Annotated in this window: 17 protein-coding genes; 6 read left to right on the forward strand and 11 right to left on the reverse strand. The window is 69.2% G+C overall.

All coding sequences use genetic code 11. The features are described from left to right. Positions 1–4: 4 nt before the first annotated feature. Entirely contained in the window at positions 5–1,435 is a 1,431-nt protein-coding gene (locus DAT35_RS06495; RefSeq protein WP_108066017.1) for a hypothetical protein, read from the reverse strand. A gap of 377 nt (positions 1,436–1,812) precedes the next feature. Between DAT35_RS06495 and DAT35_RS06500 the strand changes: the two genes are divergently transcribed. From DAT35_RS06500 to DAT35_RS06510, 3 genes are read left to right on the forward strand one after another with little or no spacing between them, the layout of a single operon-like run. Further along, positions 1,813–3,303 carry a spermidine synthase gene (locus tag DAT35_RS06500; RefSeq protein WP_108066018.1) on the forward strand — a complete coding sequence of 497 codons (1,491 nt, stop codon included), beginning with the start codon at positions 1,813–1,815 and terminating at the stop codon, positions 3,301–3,303. A gap of 14 nt (positions 3,304–3,317) precedes the next feature. Continuing rightward, complete coding sequence (locus tag DAT35_RS06505) at positions 3,318–3,764, forward strand: hypothetical protein (RefSeq protein WP_233261322.1); 447 nt, start codon at positions 3,318–3,320, stop codon at positions 3,762–3,764. After that, complete coding sequence (locus DAT35_RS06510; RefSeq protein ID WP_108066019.1) at positions 3,761–4,243, forward strand: hypothetical protein; 483 nt, start codon at positions 3,761–3,763, stop codon at positions 4,241–4,243. The genes DAT35_RS06505 and DAT35_RS06510 overlap by 4 nt, the downstream gene beginning before the upstream one ends. A gap of 35 nt (positions 4,244–4,278) precedes the next feature. Here the strand turns inward: DAT35_RS06510 and DAT35_RS06515 are convergent, their stop codons facing one another. The 4 genes from DAT35_RS06515 to DAT35_RS06530 form a co-directional block, all read right to left on the reverse strand. After that, positions 4,279–4,815 carry a hypothetical protein gene (locus DAT35_RS06515; RefSeq protein WP_108066020.1) on the reverse strand — a complete coding sequence of 179 codons (537 nt, stop codon included), beginning with the start codon at positions 4,813–4,815 and terminating at the stop codon, positions 4,279–4,281. A 125-nt stretch (positions 4,816–4,940) separates the two neighbouring features. Beyond that, positions 4,941–6,230, reverse strand: coding sequence for a hypothetical protein (locus tag DAT35_RS06520; RefSeq protein ID WP_146209596.1), 1,290 nt, complete (start codon positions 6,228–6,230; stop codon positions 4,941–4,943). A 408-nt stretch (positions 6,231–6,638) separates the two neighbouring features. Beyond that, positions 6,639–7,046 carry a hypothetical protein gene (locus DAT35_RS06525; protein ID WP_146209597.1) on the reverse strand — a complete coding sequence of 136 codons (408 nt, stop codon included), beginning with the start codon at positions 7,044–7,046 and terminating at the stop codon, positions 6,639–6,641. A 121-nt stretch (positions 7,047–7,167) separates the two neighbouring features. Continuing rightward, positions 7,168–7,647: a GNAT family N-acetyltransferase gene (locus DAT35_RS06530; RefSeq protein ID WP_108066023.1), complete on the reverse strand. Its 480-nt coding sequence runs from the start codon at positions 7,645–7,647 to the stop codon at positions 7,168–7,170. A gap of 416 nt (positions 7,648–8,063) precedes the next feature. On the opposite strand from DAT35_RS06530, the gene DAT35_RS06535 reads away from it, so the two are divergent. Then, positions 8,064–9,557, forward strand: a complete 1,494-nt coding sequence (locus DAT35_RS06535) for a sensor histidine kinase (protein ID WP_233261323.1) — start codon at positions 8,064–8,066, stop codon at positions 9,555–9,557. A 58-nt stretch (positions 9,558–9,615) separates the two neighbouring features. Here DAT35_RS06535 and DAT35_RS06540 read toward each other — a convergent pair whose 3' ends face one another. After that, entirely contained in the window at positions 9,616–10,203 is a 588-nt protein-coding gene (locus DAT35_RS06540) for a thioredoxin family protein (protein ID WP_108066025.1), read from the reverse strand. Positions 10,204–10,250: 47 nt separating this feature from the next. Beyond that, positions 10,251–12,530, reverse strand: coding sequence for a protein-disulfide reductase DsbD (locus DAT35_RS06545; protein WP_108066026.1), 2,280 nt, complete (start codon positions 12,528–12,530; stop codon positions 10,251–10,253). A gap of 175 nt (positions 12,531–12,705) precedes the next feature. Between DAT35_RS06545 and DAT35_RS06550 the strand changes: the two genes are divergently transcribed. After that, positions 12,706–12,894 carry a hypothetical protein gene (locus tag DAT35_RS06550; protein ID WP_108066027.1) on the forward strand — a complete coding sequence of 63 codons (189 nt, stop codon included), beginning with the start codon at positions 12,706–12,708 and terminating at the stop codon, positions 12,892–12,894. 131 nt (positions 12,895–13,025) lie between these two features. Here the strand turns inward: DAT35_RS06550 and DAT35_RS06555 are convergent, their stop codons facing one another. From DAT35_RS06555 to DAT35_RS59825, 3 genes are all read right to left on the reverse strand, one after another. Continuing rightward, the gene (locus DAT35_RS06555) at positions 13,026–14,267 is read right to left on the reverse strand and encodes a VWA domain-containing protein (protein WP_108066028.1); all 1,242 of its coding nucleotides are present in this window, start codon (positions 14,265–14,267) and stop codon (positions 13,026–13,028) included. A gap of 109 nt (positions 14,268–14,376) precedes the next feature. Continuing rightward, positions 14,377–15,786: an AAA family ATPase gene (locus DAT35_RS06560; protein WP_108066029.1), complete on the reverse strand. Its 1,410-nt coding sequence runs from the start codon at positions 15,784–15,786 to the stop codon at positions 14,377–14,379. Between the two features lie 171 nt (positions 15,787–15,957). Beyond that, on the reverse strand, positions 15,958–16,119 hold the full coding sequence (locus tag DAT35_RS59825) for a hypothetical protein (protein WP_199242826.1): 162 nt from the start codon (positions 16,117–16,119) through the stop codon (positions 15,958–15,960). Between the two features lie 570 nt (positions 16,120–16,689). Between DAT35_RS59825 and DAT35_RS06570 the strand changes: the two genes are divergently transcribed. Continuing rightward, positions 16,690–18,885, forward strand: coding sequence for a (Fe-S)-binding protein (locus tag DAT35_RS06570; RefSeq protein ID WP_108066030.1), 2,196 nt, complete (start codon positions 16,690–16,692; stop codon positions 18,883–18,885). A gap of 112 nt (positions 18,886–18,997) precedes the next feature. Here DAT35_RS06570 and DAT35_RS06575 read toward each other — a convergent pair whose 3' ends face one another. Then, positions 18,998–19,984, reverse strand: a complete 987-nt coding sequence (locus DAT35_RS06575; RefSeq protein ID WP_108066031.1) for an LpqB family beta-propeller domain-containing protein — start codon at positions 19,982–19,984, stop codon at positions 18,998–19,000. Positions 19,985–20,045: the final 61 nt, after the last annotated feature.

Here is a 20,045-nt window from a genome sequence, read left to right on the forward strand (position 1 = left end):
GGCCTCAGAGCTTGTAGAAGCCGAGTCCCAACCACGGCACGGGGAGGACCGAGCCGTCCTGTTTCCCATCCGAGGTGGGCGGCACGTAGACCCAGAGCGCCGCCAGGTCGATGCGGACCCGCAGCCGGTCGAGGGCCAGGGGTCCGGCAGGCGAATCCGCGCCCAGCAGCCAGCGCACGCCCGTGGTGCCGAACGAGTCCTGGAAGGGCTTGCGCGGGAAGAACTCCATCCCGAGCTCGCTGTGGGGCCCGAGCACGTACTGCGCTCCGATGAAGGCCTGCACCTGAGTGGGGAAGCGAGGAAGCGTGGTGCTCCCGCCCCCGACGCCTCCGTTCCCATCGCTCCCATCCGTACCCGCGACGCCCACCGTGATGACGGCGTTCTGTCCAACGATGTGGTGGTTGTCGAGCACGTAGGCACCCGCGGTGAGATGGAAGTCCCCGAAGTGCTTCCCCGCCACGACGCTGAAGAGGTTGAACTGGAGGTTGGCTCCAGCGGCCCCCGCCGCCCCGGCGGCCCCCACGCCATTGCCGAGAATCACCAGCCCTCCGACGCCCACCGCTCCCGCGAAGAGGTTGAGGAAGTCATAGGAGGCGGCCAGGCCGGGCAGGTAGCGCGACTCATTGAGCAGCCTCACCTTGAGGCCCAGGTCGAAGGTGCCGAGCGCCCCGAGCGCCGCCCCGCCCGCGCCTCCCACCGCGTGGATCAGATAGAGCGGCGCGCCTCCCGCCAACGGGATGGGCAGGCCACCGGCCCACATGTCGAGCTGCACGCGCCGGCCCAGGCCCACGCCCAGACGGAAGAGCAGCACCTCGTCATTGCTCAGCACCACCTCGCCCGGCTCCAGCGTGAGGGGCGTGGGCGTGAAGAACATCCGCTCGTCCGCGGCACGGCGGTTGACGAAGTACCTGCTGCGAAAATCCATCTCCCGGCCGAGCGCCTCACCCGCCTCGAGACCCGCCTGTGACGCCAGCGCCGACGGCTCCCCCTCCGACTCCCATCGCACCAGGCCGAGCCGCTCCTCGCCCTCGGGCGCCAGCAGCAGCCCCTCGAGGGCCAGCCGCCCGCCCGACTTCCCGAGCCCCGCGAGCCCAAACGTCGTCCGCGCCTTCTCGGCGACCTGGTCGGTGGTCGTCGAGGAGGGAGCCTCGGTGGAGGTGGCCTCCACGACGCGTAGCTCGAGCCGCAGGGGCGCTCCACTCGCGCCCTCGGACACGCGGGTCCGGGTCTCCACCCCGCGCTGGAAGGACTCCTGGAGCTCCTTCCTCATCGCGTCGGTCACATCGCCCTTCACTTCGACCGCCACGCCGCGCGCCTCGTCATAGCGGCCGAGCGCGTCCACCTTCACCTGACGCACGCTGCCCAGCGCACAGCCAGTGAGCGGCAATGCGAGCCACGTGGCCAGCCAGCGCCAGTTCTTCGTTCCGGTCTTCACGTACTTCCCCCTCTCGCTCCTCGCGGGACAAGAGGGACATCCTGTTCCAGCGGCGAGCGGGGAGTCACCACCCCCCTCCTGCCCCGGGTGCCAATGCCTCACCAGGCGAAGCCCACCCCGTCGAGTCACGGTCCTCGGGAGCAGACGCTGACACGCGTGTCCTGGCTCCTCCTGTAGCGCGCCCAGGTTCCTTTCCCAGACATGACATGCGTGTCATGTCACGCCCCCCGGCCAGCTCAGGGTCGAGCTCCTGACGCAGCCCGACGAGAGCACCCCTCACATGGGTGATTTCCCTCGAAGACATCCGCGGTCCGCCCCACCTCCGGAAGAAGCCGGACAGGTGCGGAACGCGGATTGCTTTCGCCCGGCGGCACCCCATGAAGCCCTCGCTCACATGGTTGTCCTTCCTCACCGGCACCACCGTCATGGCCGCGGAGATGGCGGCCTCACGCCTGGTGGCGCCCTACTTCGGCAGCAGCACTCCCGTCTGGGCGGCGCTCATCTCCATCGTCCTGGGCGGCATGGCGCTCGGAGCCCATCTCGGTGGCCGCGCCGTGGACAGGTTGGGGCGGCTCGAGCCGCTGCTCGCCGCGCTCTGCGCCGTGGCGGCCCACCTCGCCCTGCTGCCCTTCCTCGCGCGAGTCCTGCTCCCCGGAGTCACCACCTCGGTGCTCGCCGGCCAGCCCCTCGCCGGAGTGGGCCGCGTCCTCCTCTTCACCCTCGCCGCGGTGCCTCCCTTGCTGGTGCTCGGCGCGGTGGGTCCCTTCCTGCTGCGCGTGGGGCTCGGGGGCGTACAGGGCGCTGGAGCACATGCGGGTTCCCTCTCGGCGGCCTCCACCACCGGCAGCATCGTGGGCACGCTCGTGGCCGCCTTCGCCGCGCTCCCGCTTCTGGGGACCGCCCGGACCATGGCCCTCTTCGCGCTGCTGCTGGGAGCCGTCGCCAGCCTCGGACTGCACTGGCGCTGGCGGCTCCTCGCGCTCTGTGTCCCGGCCCTGGCGCTCGCCCTCGGGCCGCTCGCCCTGCCCCATCACCCTCGCGCCCTCGAGGTCGCCGAGTCCCCCTACGCCTATGTGCAGGCCCTCGCGCATCCGGATGGCTCCCGTGAGCTCGTCTTCGACGAGGGCTTCGCCGTGCAGAGCCTCTGGAAGCCGGGCCAGCCGGTGAGCCAGGAGGTCTTCGCCCATTACATGCTCGTCCCCGCCATGGAGCGGGAGACGCCCCATGCGCCGCGCGTGCTGTTGCTCGGCCTGGGCGCGGGGACGAGCGCTCGGGGTCTGCTGGAGACGTACCCAGGAGCCCAGGTGGTAGGCGTCGAGTTGGATCCCGAGGTGGTGCGGCTGGCTCGCGCCCACTTCGCCCTGTCCCCCGAGGTGGAGGTGCACGTGGGCGATGCCCGCGCCTTCCTCGCCGGAGACACACGCCGCTACGACGCCATCATCGTCGATGCCTTCCGCTTCCCCTACGTCCCCTTCCACCTCACCACGCGTGAGTTCATGCAGGCGGTCGCCGAGCACCTCGCGCCCGGAGGCATCGCCTGCTTCAACGTGGGCCGCTACCTCGATGAGTACGCGGTGGTGGACGCGGTGGGAGCCACGCTGGCAACCGTCTTCCCCGAGGTGCGCGCCGCCGATGCTCGCAACCGCAGCAATACGCTCCTCTTCGCCGGGCCACCGGGGCTCGGCCGGCGGCTGGCCGCGAACATCCCCACGCTGCCCGAGCATCTGAGGGCCCTCGCCTTCCGCGTCTCCACCGAGCTGCGTCCGGTGCGGGCCGGAGCGCCCCTCTCCGATGACCACGCGCCGGTGGAGCTCCTCACCGACGGCATCCTGCTGCGCGCGATGCTGCGCGGAGGCGGACCCCTGTGAGGCGATTGCCCCCGATGCCCGAGTTCCTCGCGCCGCTGCCGCTCGCGGCCGTGGCCCTCATGGCCGTCAACGACCGCTGGCTCAAGCCCACCCTCCACAACGCGCTGACGGGCAAGCTGTCGGATGTCGCCATCTGCTTCTTCCTGCCGCTCTACCTCTCCGCCCTGCTCGCCCTGGTGACGCGCTGGCCGCGCTCCACCCGCCTGCACGTGGGCGCAGGGGTGTGCGCGCTCCTCTATACGGCGCTGAAGGTGTCTCCCCTCGCGGTGGAGCTCTTCTGCGCGGCGCTGCGGCAGGTGGGCACACCGCTGGGTCTGACGTCCTTCCGGGCCGTGGCCGACCCCACGGACCTCCTCACCCTGCCGCTCGTCTGGGCCGCGGTCCTCTACGGCCGCCAGCACACCGACTCGCGGCCTTCCCCTTCCCCCCAAGGCGCTCGCGCGCCAGGAGCCACGCCATGAAACACTTCGTGAAGAGCCTCGCCGCCGTCATCATCCTGGGAGTCACCGGATTCCTGCTCCTCGCCGACTCGGCCGAGTCGTGCCCCCATCCGAAGCGGAGCGCTCGCTTCACCGTCAGCGGCGCCTGCGGCCCGACCGGCACCCTTTCCATCACCGCGAACAAGGATGCGTGCGACTTCGACGTGTCCGGCGCGGAGGAGACCCAACTGCCCCCACGTGGGCGATACTTCTGGAGCGGCAACTCTCCCCCCGGCAAACCCACCTACGACCTCTACGAGGGGCATTGGACCCTCTACGAGAACCGCACCTACGCCGGCCCGTCCGATGGGGGCCCGGCACCGACCAGCGGCTATCGCGAGTGCATGGCCAGCCTCGAGAGCGACGTGCTGAAGCTGCGCTGCACGGAGAAGGCCGAGTACGCCTCGGAGCCCGAGCCCCGGGTGCTCTCCACCTGCGAGTCCGTGCTCACCCCGCAGTAGAAGGACGTCCATGCGGGCGGGAGGAGAGCTGCCCTTCAGGCCGACTTCACCCGGGCGAGCCAGTCCTGGTACTCGTCGCCCAGGTTCATGATGAAGTCGAAGCGCCCGGTGGTGATCATCTCGACCAGCCGCCGGTCGCGGGCGATGAGCTCGGGCACTCTGCTGGGGAAAAAAATATCGGGGACGCCGTCCGCCCGGTAACCCTCGTCCACTACCATGATGTCGATGTAGCGCGAGAGGGCGTCGAAGAAGCGATCCACGTCTGAGGCGACGGGCAGGACGTACCTGTCCATATAGGTCTCGAAGTAGATGACCGGTTGGCGGCCCTGCTCGTCGGCCAACCTCGGCACCACGGCGTAGTAGGCGGCGAGTCCGGGAATGCGACCGAAGGTGACGGAGGAGTGGAAGGGTTCCTCCTCGTCGCGAAATCCCTCGGTCGTCAGCACGATTCCGTTCACCTGGTCATCGACATGGTCGAGGAAGAGCTCCCCATGATGCTCCCCGCCAAACCTGGCTCCGCCCAGGCGCTTGTAGACGGCCGCGAGCACGGGATCGAAGGGATGGCCCGCCACGAGTTCTCCAGCCGAGGGTGGGGAGCGCCCCGGCGGCAGGATTTTCACGGGCAGCCCATGTTTCTTGTACACCTCTATCAGCCGATCGAGACCAGGTAGTGGAATATCTGCATTCATGGCCATGCTCATTTCAGGATGAGGTCTACGAGAACCTTCACCTCTTCGATTGCACCCGCCTCGGCCTCAGCAAGCGCGGACGCAGAGCGGCTTGCCTCATAGCGTTGGTTGAACCAGCGGCCAAAGTGCCTATCGACGATGGCAGCCACTTTTCGCACGTCCTCCGCAGTGGCCTTGCCTTTCGCCCGCCGGAATAACGTCCAGACCTTATTGACACTCTTGTGCACAGCAATGTGCACGCCCCAAAGGTTCTCCCGCGCGTTGATGTTCAATCGCTCGAAGAGATGGGCGTGCTCCAGGGGAATGCGATGATGCACGGGGTAGAACCTTCCCCCCTCATCGAGCAGGAGCTTCGCCATGTCAGGGTGGAATTTCTGGTAGAAATCATCCTGAGCCCACCGCCTGAGCTTGTTGAGTGCATCAGGATCCAGCTTGGTATCGAGGAGTTTCTCGAAGCGAGCCATGAGCTTGCTGAACTGCGCCTTCTCCGCGGCGGAGAGCCCCTGGCTCTGGGCCTTCATCCACAAACGCTGGAACTCCTCCCTCTCATACGGACGAACCCGGGCAAGGAAGGAACGGAACCAGGCCACCGTCTCCGAGCCCCCGCGAACCAGGATGGCCGCCAGCCTGGGCGCCACCGCCTCGAAGAGAACGATGCCACCCCGCAAAGCGAGGCTGCCGACGAACCAGGTGGCGATGAACTCGGCGCTGACGACCCCCGCCTCCTGGACGCTTGCCTTTGTCTCCTCCCTCCACTCGCGGAGGATGCGCTCGTAGAGTGCGTAGTGTTCTGCGACAAGGTCGGGCGGGGCCCGCGGCTCCGGGCGCAGCGTCTCGGCCTCCATCACGCGCCAGCGTGCGTTTCTCTCCGTCCGGTGATGGTCCGCCTCCAGCGTCAACCGCACCGTGCGCGGCCCGACGCCGGCGGTAAACGGGAGGAGCGCCTGGGTGATTTGCGAAACCAGGCCCGGTGATGGCAATCGGCTGGGAGAGCCGCCACGGGATTCGTAGCGCACGGTCGCCGCTCCCAGAATCTGGTCGTCATCCAGCATCACATCCGCCACCAGGGAAGCACCGCCGCCCTCGGGTACACGCAGGCCGCTGGCCAGTTGGGAAGCCACCGCCTGCGCCTGGGCGAGTATGTCCGCCGCCACCTCCGTGCGCCGCACCGGCAAGGTCTTGGCTTCCACGGGCCTGGCGTCATCCACGGCGGAGAAGGAATGCAGGCGCCAGCCCTGTCGCTCCCGGCGGAGGGTGAAGACAACCCCTCCCGTGCGCGTCCCCACGTAGGTGGGCATGTGGGCCTCGAGGCCAGGGACGAACGAGTCCACGCCTCCTGTCTGACTCGCGTCTCCGGCTCCTCGCTTCCAGGACAGCAGCGTCAGCGCGCCGTTCTGCACCCAGAAGTGGAAGGCCACCTCGCCCCCCGTCTCCCCCACGTGACTGGCCACGCCTTGCATACCCGCCACGGCCGCCGTGGCCTCGGCCCGCCGCGCTTCTTCGTCCTCCGCCTGACTGCGCGTCTCCCAGGGTGGACGCCGGTCACCTTCGCCCTCCTCCGGAAAGTCCTCCTCGATCCCCAAGCCGCCCGCTGAGCCCGCCGTCGCACACGCCTGGGTCAGCAGGAGCAGAAGGCACATCCACCCCCAGGATCGAACCCATCCAGCTCCCATGAGGGTGGACAAACTACCATGCGCCAGCGCGCTTCATCCGAGCTGCGTGAGCTTGTCTCGCAGCCCCAGCATGAGCGTCTCCACCTCGGGGTCGGGAGTGGATTTCCTGCGCCGAGCCTCCTCGAGCAGCGCGAGCGCATGATGTAGCCGGTGGTCGGCTCCCACGGTGTCCCCACGCTGCTGGAGGAGGTCCGCCTCCGCGCTCACCAGCTTCGCCAGCGCCTTGATCTTCTCCGCGTGCCCGAGCAACCCCGCCACCGAGCCCGCGTCGATGGTGATGAGCATCCGGTACTCCATGCCGAACAGCGACAGGCTCGTCTGCTGGATGAGCTCGAATGCCTCCTCCGGCTTCTTGCCCGCGCCCGCCCTCAGGATGGCCGCGAGCGCCGCGACCAACTGCTCGATCATCCTCGAGATGTAGTCATCGCGGATTCCAGCCATGGGCACACCGGTCCTTTCAGGAAGCCATCAGGAAGAGAAGGCTCCTCAACTTAAGCGGTGTTCCCACGTTCGCAAATCGGGTGAGGAAAAGAGCGTGGGAATGCGCGAGGGAAACGCCCCTTCATTCCGGCCACAGCGTCCACTCCATCGCCGTGGGGTTGGGCTTGAAGCCCATCGACTCATACAGCGGCCGGCCGTCCGGCGTGGCGTGCAGCAACAGCCGTCCCACGCCCAGTTCGCGAGCGAAGCGCACCAGCTCCGTGAACAGTGCCCGCGCGATGCCCCGCCCACGCCATCCGGGCTCCGTGTACATGTTGATGATGTAGGCCTCCAGGCCCACCGCGTTGCCCGGCATCGGCGGCCTCTCGAAGGGCACCAGGCCGCTGCAGGCCACCACCCGGCCCTCGGCCACGGCCACCCACGCGTGAAACTGGCCCGCGGGCAGCGCCCGCGCGAAGTAGCGCCGGTTGGCCTCGACCAGCGACTCCTCGTCCTCCAGCTTCTCCACCCCGCGCGTCGTGCGGTGCAGCGCCAGGCGGAGACGGATCAGCTCGTCCACGTCCTCCACGCTGGCCTTGCGAATGCTCCACCCTGCTTGCATGTGACTCGTGCCTCCGGGCTTCCAGGCTCTTGTACCTCACCCGACAGCCATGGCCAGCGGCACCCGATTCCGGGTCTTGCCACATGTATCAGCACCACTGCGTCTTCCTTCCATGACGCATTCCCTCGAGCGGCGCCGGACTGGAAGCCTCCGCCAGCTGAGCGCTCGACGGCCCTCATCCTCCCCTTGCATCCATGCGTCGTGTGAGCGCTCCACGCCATCCCAGCACGGATGCCCCCTGTGGCGGACGGGCGTGAGAATAAGGCCAACGCTCCAGGCAACCGGCCCTGATTATGTTTCATCAACCGGGACCGCCCACACCGTCCAGTAAGGTGGCACCTGAGATGCCAAGCACGTCCAACGAGGAGGCACGTTCCGCGAAGCCTGCCGCGCCAGTTCTTCCGGGAAGGAGTGCCGTGCGTTTCCTTCATTGGCTGGACGGCTTTCTTTCGAAGGACATGCGCCGGGCACCCCTCAATGAGTTGGGCCGCGCCCGGGTGGTGGCTGGCACGGCCGTCGCCCTCATCGTGCTCGCCGGCGTGGCCACGGTTGTCTTCCTGGTGGCGGGGATGCCCTGGAGCTATAGGGTGGCGGGCGTCGGCTCCATGACCGGCTATGCGGCAACGCTGTGGGGCTTGCGCAGGGTGTCCTCGACTCGCATCCCGGCGCTGCTCCTGAGCAGCATCATGGCTTCCGCGGTCATCCTGACCTCCCTTCACGCGAATGATCCCGACCTCGCCGCGAACGCGGCGATGATGTTGATCACCATCCTCACGGTGTACCTGCTGGGACCGCGGCTGTCGCTCGTCATCCTCGTTCCCGTGGTCGTGAGCGTCGGAGTCATCAGTCCACTCTGGAGCCAGCTCTTTGGCCCCAGGCCTCGAATCATCACCCCAGGCCACCAGTGGGTGATGAATACCGTGGCGACACTCGCCATCCTGTCGGGGTGGCTCGTCGGGTGGCTGTACAACGCCGCGCATGCCGCGACGCATGCCGCACTCGAGCGCGACATCAAGGCGCGGAAGGATGCCGAGGCCAAGCTGGGGGAGCTGCACCGCACCTTGCTGGACGTCTCGCGCCAGGCCGGGATGACGGAGATCGCCACGGGCGTGCTGCACAACGTGGGCAATACGCTCAACAGCGTCAACGTCTCGGTCACCGTCTTGACCGAGCGGCTGCGCGGCTCTCGGGTCTCGAGGCTGGTCCAGGCCACCGACATGCTGAGCGAACACTCCGCGGAGCTGGCGGCCTTCTTCACCTCCGACCCGCGCGGCACGCAGCTTCCGGCCTACCTGTGCGCCCTGTCGAAGCAGCTCGCCACGGAGCGTGAGGAGCTGCTGAACGAGATGCGAGTGCTGGGCGAGAGCGTCGAGCACATCAAGTCCATCGTCAGCATGCAGCAGCAGCACGCGCGGTACGGCGGCGTGGTGGAGCTCGTGCAGGTGCCTCAGCTCATCAACGACGCGCTGCGCCTGGACGCGGGCTCCCTCGAGCCGCTGGGCATCGAGGTGCGGCGCGAATACGCGGAGGTGCCTCCCATCGTGGTGGACCGGCACAAGCTGCTGCAGATCCTCCTCAACCTGCTGAGCAACGCGCGGCATGCGCTCCTGGACAGCCGAGCGCCGGACAAGCGTCTGACCATCCGCGTTGGACACGGCGCGGGAAGAAGGGACCAGCTGCGCATCGAGGTGGCGGATAACGGCGTGGGCATTGCTCCGGAGAACCTGACGCGCATGTTCTCCCAGGGCTTCACCACGAAGAAGCACGGCCACGGCTTTGGCCTGCACATCAGCGCCCTGTCGGCGACGGAGCTGGGCGGCCGGCTCTCCGCGACGAGCGCCGGGCCGCATCAGGGCTCCACCTTCACCATCGAGCTTCCCGTCGAAGGGCCTCCCGTGAGAGCGCCCTGAGAGAGGACTCCCCGGGGCCCTCACGTCCACAGGGACGCGAGGGCCTCACGGCGAGAGCCTAGCTCTTGTACTTCACCGAGCAGCCATACGACTCGGTGGTGGAGGCCGGCACCGGCTTGCCGGACAGGAGCGCGTCCACCGCCGTCTTCACGTAGTTGGTGGTGCCCTCCTTCTTGTTGCCGCGCGGGTCGTCGTCGATGGCGCCCGCGTAGCGCAGCACGCCCTGCTCATCGATGACGTACATGTGCGGCGTCGTCTTGGCGCCGTAGGACTTGCCCACCGTGCCGCTCGGGTCCTGCAGCACCGGGTAGCTGAAGCCCTTCTCCTTCTTCCAGGCCGCGGACTTGTCCGGCGTGTTGCTCGCGGTGGAGTCCACCGCCAGCCACACCACCTTCTTGGCGTCGAAGCCCGCCAGCGTCTTCTGCATGGTGTTGGCCGTGTAGTGGCGCTGCACGAAGGGGCAGCCGGGGTTGGTCCACTCGAGGACCACGATCTTTCCCTTGTACTGCGACAGCGAGTGCTCCTTGCCGGACTCGTCCTTCAGGGTGAAGGCCGGAGCGGGCTTGCCCACCTCGGCGGTATCGGCGGCGAGCGCCACCACGGGCAGCATCACGGCGAGGGCGACTGCGGTGAAGAACGGCTTCATTCGCTCAGCTCTCCTTGTGAGGGGTACTGCGGAAGAAACGCTCTGCGCTACGTCGCGTCGGCCACGCGCTTCGCCGCGCGGCGGACCGCGCCGATGACGGAGTCGGTGGTGAGGAGCTCCGGCAACACCTCGGGCTTGCCGGGCGAGGCGGGGCTCACCACCAGGTACATGGGGACTCCGGCACGACCGAACTCGGCCAGCTTCGCGCTGATGCGCGCGTCCCGTCGCGTCCAGTCCGCGACGAAGAAGGCCACCTTGTGCTCCGAGAAGGAGGCCCGCACGTCCTCACGTGTCAGCACGGTGCGCTCGTTGAACTTGCAGGTGAGGCACCAGTCCGCGGTGAAGTCGATGAAGACGGGCTGCCCCGCCTCCAGCGCCGCGGCCACCGCGGCCTCGTCCCACGGCTGCGCCTCGGCCACCGCCGAGGCCTTGCGGACCGCCGGCCCCGTCTCGTCGAAGCGCAGGGAGAAGAGGCCGCCCACGGCCAGCACGGCCACCACCGCCGCCACGCCCGCCGCCTTGCGCCCACCCGTGGCGCCTTGCGCCAGCCCGTACATCCACGAGCCCAGGCCCACCACCGCGAGGAAGGCGAGCAGCCGCGCCATGCCGTCCACGCCCGTGAGGCCACCCATCACCCACACCAGCCACACCGTGGTGCCCAGCAGCGCGAAGCCGAGCAGCTGCTTGCCGCGCTCCATCCACGCGCCCGGCTTGGGGAGGAACTTCGTGAGTCCGGGCACCAGCACCAGCAGGCAGAAGGGAAGCGACAGGCCGAGCCCCAGCATGAAGAAGGTGGCCAGCACCGTGGCCGGGCCCGCCGCGAGCGCGAAGCCCACCGCGGTGCCCAGGAGCGGCGCCGAGCAGGGCGTGGCCAGCACCACCGCCAGCACACCCTCGCCGGCGCTGCGGGCGAAGCCGTGGCTCGCGTCCACCTTCTCCACCAGGGCGGTGCCGTCCGTGCCCACGGTGAAGACGCCGAAGAGGTTGAGGGCGAAGGCCACCAGCACCGCGGCCACCGCGGCGACGAAGAGCGGCTCCTGGAACTGGAAGCCCCAACCCACGCTGTGTCCACCAGCGCGCAGGGTCAGCACCGCCACCGCCAGCGCCAGCAGCGAGCCCACGATGCCGCCCGCGTAGGCCAGCGCGTGCAGCGCCACCTTGCCGCGCTCGGCGTGCACCGTGCGGGTGAAGCCGTACGCCTTGAGGGCCAGCACCGGGAAGACGCACGGCATGAGGTTGAGCAGCGCGCCTCCGAGGAACGCGAAGAGGAGCACCAACCCCAGCGACAGCGACGACTCGGATGCCACGGCCGTGGCCACCGCCGGGGTGGGCTTTGGCGCGAGCACGGGGGCGGGCTTCACCTCCGGAGCGGCCGAGGCGGTGCCGGGAGCGGCGGCCGCCACGGGCGCGAGCGGCAGGTTCAACGTCAGCGAGGGGTGGCCCACGGCGGCCGGGCCCAGACGCAGCACGCCCACGAACCGGGGCTCCTGCGCGGGAACGTCCGGGGCCGCCGCGCCCTCCAGCTTGAAGGTGCCGGGCTTGCCATCCACGGGCGACAGGGCCAGGCGCGCGATGCCGTGGACGCGCTCGGGCACGAAGAAGTCCTTCTCCACCGCGGGCACCGGCTGGCCCTTCGGCCCCGTCACGGTGAGGGTGCCGGTGAAGGGCTTGCCGGCGGTGAGCGGCTTCGTGTCGAGCGCGAGCGTCACCGCGTAGCCGGCGCTCTCGGGCGTCACGGGCACACGCGCGCGGGTCGCATCGAAGAGGGGCGCGAACTCGGGGTCCGGCCGAGTCTCAGAGCCCAGCGGCACGTTGCGGGTGAGCATGAGCTGCGCGGGCAGGCAGCGCGTCTCGCACACGAGGATGTCCGCCGCGGCCGACAGCTGCGCCGAGCCCGTCAGCTTGTCGGACACATGGGCCTCGGCGAAGAGGAGCACCTCTTCCCCATAGCCGTAGGAGGTGATGAAGCCATCCGGGCTGCGGAAGGTGATGGGCGTGGGCCACTGCAGTTCCCCCACGGTGGTGCCCGGCGTGTCCCAGACGATCTCCGAGGCCAGCCCCGACTCGCCTGGATTCTTCCAGTAGATGTGCCAACCCGGGGCCATGCGGAAGCGCACGCCCACGCGGAAGGAGTCGCCCGGCTTCACCTGTGACACATCCGTCAGGAGGGCGGCTTCCACGCGCGGGTTGCCCTGATCCGGAGCGCCCGTGGACATCGCCGTGGCGGGCAGTTCCGCCCGGGCCAGGCCCGAGCCGAGGAAGAGACCCAGCACCGCGAAGAGAAGAAGTCCCCGCCCGCTCGAACGTCGTAGCCGCTGCTGCTTCATGCGCCTCCCGTTAACCCACCGGAGTGCCGACCGCCAGCCTCCAGGCCGTGGATTGGCGCCCATCAACCCTTCAGGCAGGCAGGCATTCCCGGGCGGCCCTCCCCGGTGGTGCGGGTAGTACGCGGCTGCCCATGCCCAGGTTACAGAGGGATGGAGGGAGCCCTGGTGGACGAGGGTGGAGCGGTTCCAGACCGCCCGGCTGCTCGCCGAACGGCTTGGGGCAGAGGACTTCGAGGCGCTCCGCCGGCTCCTTCAAGAAGCCCGGGTCGCGGCCACATTGGACGGGCCTCTCCCCGATGAGCGCACCCGGCAGTACCTCGACGCCGGTCTGGAGCACCAGGCCCGGTACGACTTCGGCCGATAGAGAAGGTGGGCATGCGCTATGAGCGCGACATCACCCACGCGGGCCTGCCGCACGTCCTCTTCCGCATCACCGCCACGGAGTGGAACCAAAACCCGCTGCGCGAGCGCTTCCCGCTCGTGTGGCCGTAGGCCTCAGTTCCCCGCCTTCCGCGAGGAAGGAGGCACGGGCTGGATGATGCTCAGTCCGGTGCGTGCGTCCGCTGCCCGCGCCCGCCGCACCAGCAGTGCCGGCAGCTCGCCCGCGCGCCGCGCCACCGCCAGCTTCAGGTCCGCCAGCCGCTCCACGTGGCGCTTCGCCGGCACCTCCTCCACCGCCAGCCGCACCAGCTCGTGCAGCGCTTCCTCCGCCTCGGTCAGCGACTTCTCCGCCGCCCCCGGGTTGCGCCGCATCAGCGCCTTCCACGCCGTGGACTCGGCCGCCACCAGGTCCAGCTCCACTCCCACCGCGCGGATGAAGCGGCCCTCGGGGCTGTCCGGCAGCACGCGCTGCACCGGCACCGACACCCGTCGCGTGTCCCCATTCTCCGTCCACGTCGTCGTCACCCCGAGCGACCAGTCCGCCAGCTCCAGGCGCCCCGTGAAGAGCGCCCGGCGCGCGAAGGCGTGCGACAGCGAGCCCAGTCCCGCGCTCAGCGAGTCCCCTTCCACTCGCGCCGGATAGCGGTGACGGCAGAGCAGCTCGGAGAAACCGCTGGGGCGCACGTACAGGCGCGCGTCCGTCCCCACCTCGCCAAAGAGCTCGGCCACCATCGCCGCGGCGGCCATCGGCAGGCCCTCGGCGTCATCCACGTGGGTGAAGCCCGTGCCCGACGGACCGGTCATCGCCTCCAATATCTCCGGCAGGTAGTGCCGCCCCAGTCCCAGCGCGTGCAACGTAATCCCCGACTCGGCCACCTTGGTGCCCAGCGTGCGGAAGTCCGCGAGCGAGCGCGGGCCCACCGAGGGCTCTCCATCCGTGAGCACCAGCATCTTCGGCCGCGCCCCCGGAATGAACAGCCGGCGCACGGCCGCCGCACCGGACTCCACCGCCTCGTGGAGCGCGGTGCCCTCACCGGCCTGCATGGCGGAGAGGCTCTCGGCGAGCTCGGTCCGCGCGTCGGCCTCCATGATACGCAGCGGAACGAGCTGCTCGGGGACTCCGTCGAAGGCGAGCAGCCCGAGGTAGTCCTTCGGCCCGGCGCGCTCGACGAGCAGTTGCGCGGCCTCCACCGCGGCGGACAGGGGCGCGCCCCGCATGGAGGCGCTCCGGTCCAGCACGAGGTTCACCGCCACGGGAGCACGGGGCGCATCCGACTCGGCCTCCACGGTGACGAGCAGATGTACATCCCGGCCGCGCTCACCATCACGCTCGACCGCCCAGGCCGTCAGCTTCATCGCTCCATCCTCCGTGCGGGGCACCCGTGCGGGCCCCGTGCGTTACCGCGTTCCCCCAGTATCGCCGACCTGACCCCGGCGGTCGCAACCCGGACGCCGCGCGAAGTCCTCATGATGACGAGTGGGTCTTCTCCGCCCCATCCAGCACCGCGCGCCCGTCCACCTTCCTCATCCAGGCCACCGCGTCGGGAGGCAGCCCGGCGAGCAGCCCGGGCGACTGCGTCACGACGAGCACCTGGGTCTCCGCCGAGGCCCCCCGGAGCAGCCTCGCGAGCCCCGGCAGCATGCGGGGGTGGAGTCCCAGCTCGGGCCCATCGAGGCCCATGAGCGGCGCCTTGAGAGGAGACAGGCACAGCGCCGCCAGGCAGAGGAAGCGCAGCGTCCCCTCCGACAAGTCCGCCAGCGGCAGCTCGTCCCTCACGCCGGCCTCGCGCCAGACGCCGAGCACCGTGCCCGGCCCGCCCCGGGGTTTCACCGAGAGCGACTGGAAGGACGGAAGGGCCTCGCGCAGGGACGCCTCGAGCTCGCGCCAGCGCTCGGGACACTCCACCATCAGGTGGAAGAGCACGGCGCTCAGGTTGGAGCCATCCGCCGCCAGCACGGGCTCGGGCTCCGAGGGGACGGGCCGCCGGAGCACGGCGCCTCGCGAGACGTCGAAGCCCGGGTAGAAGCGCCAGCCGGACACGAACGCGCGGAAGCTGGAGACGACGGGCGGGGCGGAGTCGAGCCCTCCGCGCAGCGCGAGCGAGTCCGGAGGCAACACGTGGGGCACCGTCAGCACGCGAGGCCTCGGGGGCTCCCAGGTCACGGTGCGGACCGTCCCCTGGCCGTTCTGGAAGTCGAGGAACGCGAACGCCTCCGTCTCCTGGCCACCCGCCCCCGTCTCCACGCAGGCCAGGCGCTCCGAAGTGACGCGGGGAGTGCCCGAAGGTCCCCCGAGGCTCACCGAGTACCGGAGGGCCCGGCCGGAGCCGCTCGAGACGCGCAGGGACAGGTGGAGGCGCTCGGGAAGGCGCGCCTCCCGCCCCGAGGGCAGCGGCTCCACCGCCGCGGAGGAGAGCAGGGCCAGACACTCGAGGAGCGAGGACTTGCCCGAGCCCGGCTCTCCGGTGAGCACGGACAGGGCGCCGGGCCGCACCTCGAGCCCCGCGAGCACCCGGTAGCCCTCCACGCGCAGCTGCGTGAGGCGCACGGGCGCTTCCAACGGACCCTGAGCGGCGAGCCGGGCGCGCACGGACGCGAAGGGCTCCGTCTCCAGCACGGAAGGCGCGAGCTGGATGGCGCCCACGAGGCCCGCGTCATCCCCGAAGAGGACCTCCGCGAGCTCCAGCGCCGAGGCGAACAGCTCCAGGGTGCGAGCCACCTCCGCCGCGGGCAGGCCCGACAGCTCGCCGAGTTCCTCGGCGCTCCACGCCTTGCCCCGGTTGCGCTGGAAGGCCGCCTTCAGCGCGGGCAGCAGCCGGTCGAAGCCCTCGAGCTCCTGCTCGGGAAGCTCCGTGACGAGCCGCCCTTCGGGCATTGCTCCACGGGCACTCGATTCACTCGGAAGACCCACGCGGGTGGGAGGATACACGCAGCGGCGGATTCCATCCCCGGAACGAGTGCCTTGCACCTGCTCGACGGGGAGACGCGCGCCTGCCGCGTCACACTGCCGCCCCCGCGCCACGACCCGGACGCGGGGGCCCGGACGTTACTCGGCGTCGTACCCACCGTAGGCGTCATCCGCGCCCCACAGCCGGCCACCCGTGGTGGTCCGCACCGGCATGATCGACCCCGAATCCTCGTCCTCGCCACCCGGGACGACGTACTCCAGCCCCTCATCATCCATGTACGTCGTTTCGTCGTGCTTCATGGCTCCTCCTGGACGCTCTCCGTGTTTCCCCGGGTCGCCGGCCGACTGGCTCGCCGCCCCCACGGGCGCCCCCCGCTCGGTCTCCTGGGGCCCACCCCATGTGGTGCCCCTTCCCAACCTCATTGACCGATTTACCAACCAGGGTGACCATTGTCGGGCCCGTTGTAAAGTCCTTGGTCATCCAAGGGGCCGGGACCGTCGGGTAGTGCACGCCTGCTTGCATTTACACAGGAGCTTGTGCTTGCCCGCCTCTTCCGAGCGCCGGGAGGACCGGGCGGGGTCTCCACACCCAGAGCCTCATGAAAGAGGCCGCCCGAGGGCCTACCGGGTCAGCGCCCAGAGCCCCCGCCGGGTCCGCCAGGAAACACGGTGGGCGAAGGTCCCGCCGTCCGCGTTCCACACTGCCCGGACGAACGGGCCGCGCCTGGAGTAGAACCCCCACCAACCCGGCCCGGACAGGTGCTTGATTCGGGAATCAACCTTGTTAGGGTTGCAGTGTTACAGCAATGCCGCAGCGCGGCAACCGGTCCTCCCCACCGCGCGGCCCTTCGCGAGGTTCACCGAACCGCCATGAGTCCCATCATCACAGGCCTCCTCCTCGCCGTCGGAGTCTCCGTCTTCGTCATGACCATGGCCGGACGCATTGGCGTCCTGCTGGCGATGAAGCCGGAGAACCGGCTGGACAACATCCCCCAGCGCACCGCCGCCCTGCTCCGCTTCGGCCTGGGGCAGAAACGCATGGTGGACCGGGAGGAGTTCACCCCGGGCCTCATGCACGTGTTCATCTTCGCGGCGTTCATGGTGCTGGCCGTGCGCACCATCATGATGTTCGTGATGGGCTTCTCCGGCACGGCCCTCACGGTGCTCACGGACCTGACCGACCCGTTCTGGGCGGACAAGACGGCGCTGCTCAACGTCTACCGGGTGTACCTGCTGGCGAAGGACGTGGTGGCGGCGGGCGCGGTGTTGGGCTGCGCGTACTTCGCGTACCTACGCGCCTCGGTGAAGCCGGACCGCATGAGCCCCTCGTGGGAGGCCTACCTCATCCTCGGCTTCATCTCCGGCCTGATGGTGACGGAGTTCCTCTTCGGCGGCAGCCACATGGTGCCCCGCGAGCAGACGATGCCGCTGGCCACGAGCAGCATCGTGTGGTGGGAGCCGGTCACCAGCGCGGTGGGCACGCTGATGAGGCCGCTGGGCTACACCCCGGCCCACGTGCTGGGCGTGGCGGGATTCTGGATCCACCTCTCCATCATCCTCGCGTTCCTCAACTTCCTGCCGCTGGGCAAGCACTTCCACGTCATCACGGGTCTGTTCAACGTCTTCTTCCAGCGCGTGGCGCCGGACCAGCGCACCACTCAGAGCGCGAAGCTGCCCACGCCCAACCTGGAGAAGGAGGAGTTCGGCACCGCGACGGTGAAGGACCTCACCTGGAAGCAGGGCCTGGACCTGTACTCGTGCACCGAGTGCGGCCGTTGCCAGACGCACTGCCCCACGTACATCACTGGCAAGCCGCTCACGCACAAGGGCGTGAACCAGGACCTGAAGCACTGGATTTGGGACCACGAGATGTGGGTGGAGGAGGGCCGAGGGCCCTCGGGCACGGTGGAGCCCCTGCCGGAAATCATCGGCAGCGCGCTGAAGGCGGAGACGGTGTGGGCCTGTACGAGCTGCGGCTGGTGCGAGACGGCCTGTCCGGTGTTCATCGAGAACGTGCCGCGCCTCATCGACATGCGCCGCTACCAGGTGCAGGTGAAGGCCGAGTTCCCGCCCGAAATCCAGCGCGTGTTCGAGGGGATTGAACGCCAGGGCAACCCCTGGGGCCTGGGCCAGGACCGGCGCGATGAGTGGGCCGAGGACCTCGCGCTGCCCACCTGGGGTGATGGCGGGACGTACGAGTACCTCTTCTTCGTGGGCTGCGCGGGCAGCTACGACGACAAGCAGAAGAAGGTGAGCCGGGCGCTGGTGAAGATTCTGCGCGAGGCCGGCGTGAGCTTCGCCACGCTGTCCAAGCAGGAGATGTGCAACGGCGACACGGCGCGCCGCCTGGGCAACGAGTACCTGTACCAGACGATGGCCAAGACGAACGTCGAGACGTGGAACTCGATGGGCGTGAAGGCGGTCATCACCCAGTGCCCGCACTGCTTCAACACCATCAAGAACGAGTACCCGGAGTTCGGCGGCGAGTACCGCGTCATCAACCACACGCAGCTCATCAACGAGCTGCTCAAGGAGAAGCGCATCAAGCTCTCCGCGGTGATGAACGAGAAGCTGACGTACCACGACCCGTGCTACCTGGGCCGGCACAACGGGGTGTACGACGCGCCTCGCGAGGTGCTGAAGGCGATTCCGGGGCTCGAGGTGGTGGAGATGCAGCGCAGCCAGCGCGAGGGCTTCTGCTGCGGCGCGGGCGGTGGGCGCATGTGGATGGAGGAGCACATCGGCACGCGCATCAACCACAACCGTCTGAACGAGGCGGCGCTGACGCTCAAGCACGCCGAGGACCCGAGCACGCCGTTCCCGGACGCGACGGACAAGAAGAAGCCGGGTCTGGTGGGCGAGTACAAGGAGCCGGGAGGCAAGGGCATCGTGGCGGTGGCCTGCCCGTTCTGCTCGACGATGCTCAAGGACGCGGTGAACGACACGGGCCGCGAGGAGCGCATCAAGGTGAAGGACATCACCGAGCTGGTCGCGGACGCCCTGGAAGTGAAGACGGGCACCGCCACGGTGGCGCCGAGCGCCGCGGTGAACGCCAAGCCCGAGTAGTCGGAAGCGGCACCGCTGTAGTCCCGGAGGCCCGGAGACCCGAAATGGGGGTCCCCGGGCCTTCGTTCATCAGGACAGGAGCACGAACCCGGTTCCCACCGGGCTCACACGCTCAGCCGCCGTAGGAGGGCTCCGCGGCCTTCGGCACGACGAGCACGAGGTTGCCCGAGCCGCGCACCGACGAGGCGCTCACGCGATAGATGTTGTCCGTGCCACCCTCGTTCGAGAGGAAGCCCAGCTCGGTGTTGCCGCGCCAGCTCGGATAGGTGTCATCCACCCCGAGCTTCCCCGTGACCTGTTTGATGTCGTAGACCTGCTGCTGGCCGTCGATCGTCCCCACGAAGATGCGCGAGCCACTGCTGGTGCGCGCATCGAAGGCCACCTTCGACCCATCCGGAGACACCGCGACTCGCGAGACCACCACCTGCGCCGTCCCATCGGCGCCCTGGACCTCGGCGACCACGTTGGCCAGACCATTCAGCACATTCACGTAGAGCAGGACCTCGAGCTGGTCCTTGGAGTAACGGCTCCCCGCGGCGATCAGACCCAACCCGTCCGCCGTGAAGGAGGTCGGGCCGAAGAAGTAGCCACCGCTGTTGGGGAGGAGTTGGAAGCCGGTGCCATCCGCGTTCACCCGCGCCAGCTGCGTGGAGGCGTTGCTCCTGTCCAGGGTGAAGACGATCGTCCGGCCATCCGGGCTGAAGGTGGGGTAGCGGAAGTTGGTGCAGCCCGAGCAGGCCGAGGTGCTCGTGCTGGAGAACACCGTGGAGGGCTGGCCCTGGCCGGTGGTGGGCACCACCTGCAGCTCGTTGACGGAGCCCACCCTGTGCACGAAGGCCACCTGCCGGCCATTGCGCGACACCGTGGGGGAGAACGCCCCGCCCTGCGTGGTGAGCTGCAGCGGCGAGTTCGGGTCCCCGCTGTCATCCACCGCGAACACGTTGCGCGTGCTGCTGCTGTCCCCGCGCACGAAGACGAAACCACGACTGAAGGCTCCACCTCCCGTACCGCCACCACCCAGATCGATTCCATCAATGGGCTCGCACCCCGCCACCACCGCCACCGCCGCCAGCCCGACAATCCGCGACAACGCCTTCATACGCTCGTGCTCCTGGTTCTTCCGGCCCCGAAGAAAGGCCCCCCATGGTCCGAGGGCGCTG

Source organism: Vitiosangium sp. GDMCC 1.1324, assembly GCF_003044305.1.
Classification (GTDB): domain Bacteria; phylum Myxococcota; class Myxococcia; order Myxococcales; family Myxococcaceae; genus Archangium.

Excerpts from the sequence above, each read along its gene's own strand:
- DAT35_RS06560 (WP_108066029.1), bottom strand. The coding sequence starts at position 15,786 with ATGCCCGAAGGGCGGCTCGTCACGGAGCTTCCCGAGCAGGAGCTCGAG.
- DAT35_RS06545 (WP_108066026.1), bottom strand. The coding sequence starts at position 12,530 with ATGAAGCAGCAGCGGCTACGACGTTCGAGCGGGCGGGGACTTCTTCTC.
- DAT35_RS59825 (WP_199242826.1), bottom strand. The coding sequence starts at position 16,119 with ATGAAGCACGACGAAACGACGTACATGGATGATGAGGGGCTGGAGTAC.
- DAT35_RS06510 (WP_108066019.1), top strand. The coding sequence starts at position 3,761 with ATGAAACACTTCGTGAAGAGCCTCGCCGCCGTCATCATCCTGGGAGTC.
- DAT35_RS06525 (WP_146209597.1), bottom strand. The coding sequence starts at position 7,046 with ATGGCTGGAATCCGCGATGACTACATCTCGAGGATGATCGAGCAGTTG.
- DAT35_RS06520 (WP_146209596.1), bottom strand. The coding sequence starts at position 6,230 with ATGCCCACCTACGTGGGGACGCGCACGGGAGGGGTTGTCTTCACCCTC.
- DAT35_RS06540 (WP_108066025.1), bottom strand. The coding sequence starts at position 10,203 with ATGAAGCCGTTCTTCACCGCAGTCGCCCTCGCCGTGATGCTGCCCGTG.
- DAT35_RS06570 (WP_108066030.1), top strand. The coding sequence starts at position 16,690 with ATGAGTCCCATCATCACAGGCCTCCTCCTCGCCGTCGGAGTCTCCGTC.
- DAT35_RS06530 (WP_108066023.1), bottom strand. The coding sequence starts at position 7,647 with ATGCAAGCAGGGTGGAGCATTCGCAAGGCCAGCGTGGAGGACGTGGAC.
- DAT35_RS06575 (WP_108066031.1), bottom strand. The coding sequence starts at position 19,984 with ATGAAGGCGTTGTCGCGGATTGTCGGGCTGGCGGCGGTGGCGGTGGTG.
- DAT35_RS06505 (WP_233261322.1), top strand. The coding sequence starts at position 3,318 with ATGCCCGAGTTCCTCGCGCCGCTGCCGCTCGCGGCCGTGGCCCTCATG.
- DAT35_RS06555 (WP_108066028.1), bottom strand. The coding sequence starts at position 14,267 with ATGAAGCTGACGGCCTGGGCGGTCGAGCGTGATGGTGAGCGCGGCCGG.
- DAT35_RS06500 (WP_108066018.1), top strand. The coding sequence starts at position 1,813 with ATGAAGCCCTCGCTCACATGGTTGTCCTTCCTCACCGGCACCACCGTC.